This window comes from Nocardiopsis trehalosi NBRC 14201 (assembly GCF_001552555.1).
Classification (GTDB): Bacteria; Actinomycetota; Actinomycetes; order Streptosporangiales; family Streptosporangiaceae; genus Nocardiopsis_B; species Nocardiopsis_B trehalosi.
This window is the reverse complement of the sequence record NZ_BCRK01000248.1, coordinates 1-7,132: the sequence shown is the minus strand read 5'-3', so window position 1 is coordinate 7,132 and position 7,132 is coordinate 1. Positions and strand designations below refer to the sequence as shown.

The 7,132-nt window shown below is 75.3% G+C and carries 1 pseudogene; it reads right to left on the bottom strand.

From position 1 onward, the window contains the following. A pseudogene (locus NT8_RS30135) lies at positions 1-7,132 on the bottom strand (hypothetical protein); the annotation flags it as partial.

Genomic DNA, 7,132 nt, shown 5'->3' with positions numbered 1-7,132 from the left:
GCGTCGCCCTCACCCTGCATGAGCACGCGCTTGGGGCGGCGGGACGGCGGCCGGGTCTCCGATGCCGAGGGGACCCGGGTGTACACGGCGTCGGGGTCGACGTGGAGCTTGACCGTCCACTCCCCACCGGGGCCCGGCACCTTCGCGGTGAACCCGTCCGCGTGGAAGAACGGCCGGATGTCGCGGCCCGCCTGGGCGCGGACCCGGTCCATGACGGCGGTGCGCATGCCGTCGGTGACCCGGGGGTCGGTGATGGCGTCGACGCGCCGCCGCAGCTCCGGCATCAGCCCGGAGGTGTCGACGGGGTGCGTGCCGAACCAGTTGGAGGTGAGCATCGACCCCAGCTCTGCCGTGGGGGGGAACACGTCGCGCGCGAGGTCGTCGGCGCGGTGTGCGGCCCTCTCCGCCGCGTTCTGGACGCGTTCGGCCCTCTGCTCGGCCGGGGGCACGGCCCCGTGCGCGGCGCGGGCGTCGACCTCGGCGAAATCCGCCGCGTCTTCGGCCTCGACCTTGGCCGCCTTCGCCTCCCGCTCGGCGCGTTCGGTGTCGCGGACGGCCTTCTCGCCCTGCGTTACACGGTCGTCCGCCTCGGTGGCCGCGGTGGCGGCGGTCCTCGCGTCGCGCCCCGCCTGGTCCGCCGTCTCACGCGCCGCGCGTGCCGCGTCCCGGGCCGCGGGCAACTCGCCGCGGAAGCCCGCCGCCTCCTCCCGCGCGGCGTCGGCGGCCTGGCGGAGGTTCGTCGCCTCGGTGGTGACGGTGCGGAGTTCGTCCCGCACGCCCTCGATGTCGTCGGGGTCGATGCCCGCCTGCTCCCACAGCTCCTCGGCGCGCTCGTCGGCCTCGTCGGCGGCGGCGGTGCGCTCCGCCGCCTGCGTACGGAGTTCGGCGGCCCGGTCCGGGTCGTCGGCGAGCCCGTCGGCCCGGTGGTTCAGGTCGTCGGCGTCCGCGCGGGCCTGCTCGGCCTCGGTTTCGGCCTCCTGCGCCTGTGCGGCCGTGTCGAGGGAGTGCTCGAGGTCGGTGGCCCGCTGCTGCACCGCGTCGCGTCGCGTGTCCAGCTTCTCGGCGCGGTCGTCGGCCTGCTTCGCCGATTCCCCCAGTCGCCTCACCTCGGCGTCGGCGGTGTCGGCGTCGCGGCCCAGGCGGCCGGCCGTCTCCTTGGCGCCGTCCGCCTTCTCGTGGGCGTCGGCGGCCGCCTTCCGCAGGCCGGGTAGCCTGTCGCGCGCCTTCTGGGCCGCTTTGGCGGCCTCTTCGGCCTTCTCGGCCGCCTTGGTGGCGAGGTCGGCCAGGTCGTCGTACCGCTTCTGGAGCGCGTCCGCGTTCTCGCGGGCGTCTTCGGCGAGATCGCCCAACCGGATGGCCTCAAGGCGCAGCGTGGTGGCCCGCCCGCGCGCCTCGGTCGCCCTGGTGACGGGGTCGTCGCCGTCGGGGTCCTCATCGTTCTCGACCGCCCGGACCATCGCGTCGATCTCGGGCCGGTCGCCGGTCGTGTCGACGGTGCCCCCGGTGGTGTTCTGCACCGGGTTGTGCGTGCCGCCCTCTCCGAGGTTGACGGAGCCGGGGGGACCGAGGGCGGTGTAGACCGACAGGGGCTCGGCCATGGCCTGGGCCGCCATCACGTCGTGGGGCACCGGCAGCGTCTTGCCCTGTTCCAGCGCGGCGAGGACGTCCTCGATGGAGCCGCCGGTGAACGGGGAGCCGCCGTTCTTGCCGCTGAGGGCGCCGAGGTCGGGCGACCACGGCTTGCCGTCGAGGCCGATCGGCTCGAACCGGGGCGCGGGCGCGCCGTCCTCCGCCGGCGTCTCGACCCGGACCGGTTCGTCGTCGTAGAGGCCGCCGAAGTCGTCGTCGGTGTCCTGCTCGGTGGCGGGCGCGTCGTCGTCGTAGAGGTCGGTGTCGCGGGTGGTGTCGCGTCCGCCCGATCCGGAGGGCGCTCGGTCCTGGCCGCCGGCGGGGCCGGAGCGGCCTGCGCCGCCGGCGTAGCCGTCGCCCGGGAAGTAGCCCTCCCCGTCCTGGCCGTAGTAGTCGTCGTCCCGGCCGGGGGGCGGGGGGCCGTCGTCGTGTCCGGGACCGCGGCCGGGCTCCTCGGAGCGGTCGGGCGAACCGATGAGCGCGGGATCGTGGTCGATGACCTCGGCGAAGAGGTGCCATTGCCCGTCGGCGTAGACCCGCTCGTGGACCTCGTACTCCAGACCGCGGCCGAGCACCAGGCCGTCGGGGTGCGGCCCGGCGGCCGGCGCCCAGAGGGCGGGGGTGCCGGCGGGGACGCGCAGGTGCAGGACGCCGGGGCTGCCGGGGAAGTCGCCCATGCCGGGGGTGGCCCAGGTGTAGTCGCTGGTGAAGGGCAGGTGCAGGCCCTCGACCAGGTCCTGTGTGGTCTCGCGGTCGACGGGGATGGTGGCGACGATGTCGTCGGGGACCGGGGACGCGGCGAGGGCCTGGTCGACGTCGGTGACGACGGTGCGGGTGTGGTCGTCGAAGGGGCCGTTGGCGCGCAGGAGGGCGTCGTACTCCTCCGGGGCGCCCAGGTAGGTGCCGAGCGAGTCGCGGACGGACTCGGACAGCCCGGTGGGTGCGCCGCCCCACACGGACGCGGTGTAGTCGGCGGCCTCCTCAGGCGTGGGGAAGGTGCGGGCGCCGGTGAAGCGGTCGCGGTGCGCCTGCCGCATCTGCAGGTCGGCGGGGCTGTGTGCGGTGGCCTCGTCGGCGCGCCGCTGATGCTCGGCGGCGATGTCGGCGGGGTTGCGCTCGGTGTAGAGGGGTGGGGGCGTCTCTCCGTGGGGGTAGTCGGGGAGGTCCTCGGAGCGGACCGAGGCGGCTTCGGGGTCGAGTCCGGTCGCGTGGGCGTGGTGCGCGATGAGGGCGTCTTCGTCGGCGGTGATGCCGCTCCCGTAGCCGGGGGCGGCCTCGTTGCGGTAGTCGTGCTGCGGCGCGGTGCTGGGGCCGGCCTCGGTGGGGGGTGGTGCCTTGACGTCGGAGGGGAAGGCGGGGGCCGGTGGGCGGCTGGGCCCGGGGTCGGTGGGGGCGGTCGGGCGCCCGGCGATGTCGGTGCCGTCGTCGTGGGGCGCGTAGTCGTCTTCGTTGAGGCCGGCGCCGTAGAGGTCTTCGTCGTCGGCGGTGATGCCGATCTCGTGGGCGTGCTGGGCGATGAGGGCGTCCGCGTCCTCATCGGTGGCCAGGCCGCTGCCATAGCCGTCGCGTCCGATCGGGCCGAGGATGACGGGGCCGGTCTCGGTCGGGGCGTCGGCGGGCCGGTCGTCGCTGTAGGGCGGCGGGTCGTCGGTGGGGATGGGCGCGGGGGCGGTGCCCGTCTCCTGCTCGGTGTCGGCCTCGGTCCGGTCGTCGGCCGGGTCGGCGATGGGCATGACGCCCGTCTCCTGCCCGGCGTAGGGATCGGGGCCGTCGCCGTCGCGGCCCCCCTCCGGGCGGCCCATCGGCGCCTGGCCGTCCAGGGGCCACTCGCCGCGCCTGCGGCCGATGGCGCGCCGGATGCGGTCGCGCCACTGGACGAACACGGTCAGATCGGCGTCCTGACCCGCCGCGGGCAGGACGTCCTCGATCGAGTGCCGGTAGGCGGAGAGGTCGGCGAGGATCTCCTCGATGGTGCGGGGCTGCTGCTTGCCGCCCTTGGGGTCGATCAGGCCGCTCAGGTCCAGCGATCGCGGCGGGTTGCCGGCCCAGGGATCGTCGGTCTCCGTGGACGTGTCCCGGGCGGGGGGCGCCACGGGGGCCGGCGGCGCCTCGGTGCGGGTGTCGGACGTGTCCGCGCCGTCGCCGTAGAGGACGTCGTCGCCGTCGAAGTGGCCGAAGACCTCCTCGTCGGCGAACGGGGCCGACTGCCGCGGCCGGTCGGGGACGTCGTCGTACAGGTCGTCGTAGAGGCTGTCGAGATCGGAGTCCGCGGCTTCGTGCTCCGTCGGCGGCGCGCCGGTCTCACCCGTTCCGCCGCGGCCGAACCCGCCTTCGGGCCCGCGCGACCCGCCTCCCCCGGTGGGCCGCCGGTCCCCGGGCGGCGCGCCCTCGGGGGCCCGGGAGGAGCCGCCACCGGGCCGGTCCGCGCGGGGGTCGTCCCCGTCCGACCCGTCCTCGGAACTCGTGGCCACACGCTTGTCGTAGTCACCGCTGTCCGCCGTGACCCAGTCGATCCCCGAGAGGTAGTCGGCGTACTGGGGGTCGACCTTCCAGTTGCCCCGCCGGAACTCCCCGAAGCGGTGCGTGTCCGACGTGCTCCGGCCCTCCTGCGCCGCGATGTGGTCGATGACCGTGAAGCGCATCCGGCCCGGCCCGGTCACCTGCGCGGCGACGCCCTTGGCCCGGTCCTTATCCGCACCGTCGAGCTGCGGGACCGGCCGGGGGATGGCCCGGGAGACGCGGTCCTCCAGGGACATGCCGGAGACCAGGTCGGACAGGAAGCGCGACCCGGGCGGTGCCACGATGAGGTTGTTGTTGAAATGGCCGAGGCGCCACTGGTACTCGGCGGGCGTGGGAAGCTCGGACTCGTCCGCCCCGGTGAGCCGCTGCAGCGCGGACAGCTCCGCCTCGACCTCCTCCAGGTTCTGCTGGTCCCGCAGCAGGGGCGCGAGCATGGGGAGGGAGTCGGGGTCCATCGCCGGCAGGTCGCGGCTCAGATCGATCGCGCCCGGGCCGATGTCGGAGTCGACGTGCATCCCGCCGTGGCCGATCAGGGCGTGGTAGCGGACGATGTCGGACAGCATCGGCCAGACCTCGCGCTCCTGCGCGAAGTCGTGGAGCTCCCGGGCGCCGTCCTGGATGTCGAGGTCCCCGGCGGGGTCGGTCGAGAACTCCACCACCGGCCGCCCGGCGGGCCCGGTCGCCCCGGACAGTTCGGAGAACAGGGCCGAGTTGACCCGTGCCGCACGGGGGTCGGTCCAGATGCGCACGTCCCAGCCGGCCCGCGCGGCGCGGTCGACCCAGTCGCGCATGTTCTGGGCGCTGGCGTCGGGCATCTTGCCGTGGAACCAGGCCATGTGCAGGATCTTGGGCACCGGCCGGGCGCCGTCGCCCGATCCGCCCATGACCACCCGAGACGGGGGCGGTGCGACGCTGCGCAGTTCCGCCGACCGGTTGCCGCCTCGGCCGCCGGAGCCCTTGGCGGGCGGGCGGGGCGTGGCCGCCAGGTCCTGGATGAAGACGCCCAGATGATTGTCGAGCTGCCCCGTGACCGACTGCTTGTAGGCGTCGACGGCCGCCGCACCCCGGTTGCCGGCCGTATCCGAGGAGCCCGCCCGGTTGCCGTAGCCCTGCGCCTCGATCGCGGGCAGCGGGGTGTTGTGCAGCAGCGCCTGGTAGGTCTCATCGAGGCGGCGCCGGGTGAACGCGTCGATCGCCGACCGGTCGGTGTCGTTCACCGTGGCGTCGCTCTTGCCGAACGTGACCGTGACGGTGTCGCCGATGACCGGGGCGGGCGGCGGCGCCGTCCTCGGCGGCCCGGACCGCTGCCCGGCGGGGCCGCCGGGGCCCTCCGAGGAGCCCGGGAGGTCGACCGGCGGGACGAGGGTGGTGAAGACCAGCGGCGCGTCGTTGAACAACCCGGGGAGGGCGTCGATGACCGGGAGCCCCTTGATGAAGTCCCGCAGGAGGTCGCCGGGGTCGAGCGGGCCGTCGGCGTCCTTGCCGCCGAGCTTGGCGAAGTCGGGGCGGAACGGCGGCTCGTACTCACCCGGGCTGAACGTGCGCTGCTCGGGCACGCCGTCACCGGGCTCGGGCGTGTCGTACAGCGAGAACGTGTCGTCCTGTGCCTGGTCGTCGGCGTCCTCGCGGTCCGGGCCGCCCTCGGCGCCCCGGGCGCCGGTCGTCCCCTCGGCGGCCCGGACGTCCCTCGGGGGCGCCCCCTTGGCGGACCGCGCGGGGTCGGCGTCGCCCGACCGGTCCGGGGCGGGGCCGGCGGGGGCGTCCGCCTTGGGGTTGAGGATCGCCGACAGGTCCAGGGCGGTGGGCGGGTCGCCGGCCCACGGGTCGTCGGGGTCGACCGGGGCGGCGGGCGTGGGCGGCAGCGGGGGCGGCGTGTCGTAGAGGTCGCCGGGGTCCGACGCGGTGTCGCCGTTGACGAGGGGGCGGTCGGACGCGGTGACGTCGTGCGGGCCGGGGCGGGTGTCGGCGGCCGGGTCCCGCTGCGATGGCGGTGCGTCGGGCGGCGCCGTGGAGCCGTCGGTGGACGGGTCCCGGGTGTCCGTCGCGGTGGTGGGGCCCGTGGTGTCGAGCACGTCGTCGCGGTGGTCCGGGGAGCGGGTCTCGACGGGTGCGGAATCCGGCGCGTCGACGTCGGTGGTCGCGGGGCGGTCCGCGCCGCCGTCGAGGGGATCGACGGGGAGGTCCGGCCGGTTCGCCGTGTCCGTGCCGCGGTCGCCCGAGGTCTGCTGGCTGTTGGAGCTGTTGGAGCTGTTGGAGCTGTTGGAGCCAGTGGGGCTGGTGGAGCCGCTGGGGCCGCCGGCGGCGGGAGCCGCGGGGGGTGCGCCGGTACCCGGCGTGCCGTTGAGGGCGCCGGGGTTCACGGGGATGACGGGGGCGCCGCCGGTCTCGGTCTCCGCTGAGGTGTCACCGAAGGCGTTCTCGGGGGTGCGGAGGCCGGGGCCGTCCTCGCGTTCGACGGCGGGGCCGTCGACACCGTTCTCGCCGTGGAGCGCACCGAGGTCGAGCGGGCCGGGCGTCTCACCGATGCTGCTGGGCGGCGCCAGGGGGTTGGGGGCGGGCCGGACGTCGTCGGCGCCGTCGGTGCGAATGTCGGGGGAGCGGTCGTCGGTGCGGCCGCCGGTGTGCTCGTCGGCGGGGAGGGGGTCGGGGGTGTTCCCGCCGGGGGTGCGGGGTTGGGCGTTCGGGGGCGCGGTGTCGTTGTCCGGACGCGTGGCGGGCTCGGGGCGGTCGACGTCGTCGCCGCTGGTGTCGGGGCGCTCGAAGGAGGGGGCGTCGATTTCGGGGCGGTCGATCTCGGGGCGGTCGACGTCGAAATCGCGGTCGAAATCGCTGTCGGGGCCGAAATCCCGATCGGGCTGGAAATCGCGGTCCGGGCCGGAATCGCGGTCGGTGTCGCGGCCCGAATCGTTGTCGTTGTTTGAATCGTCGGAAATATCGGTGCTGGCGGTGTTGATATGGGTGGTGTCGGGGGTGGAATCGGTAT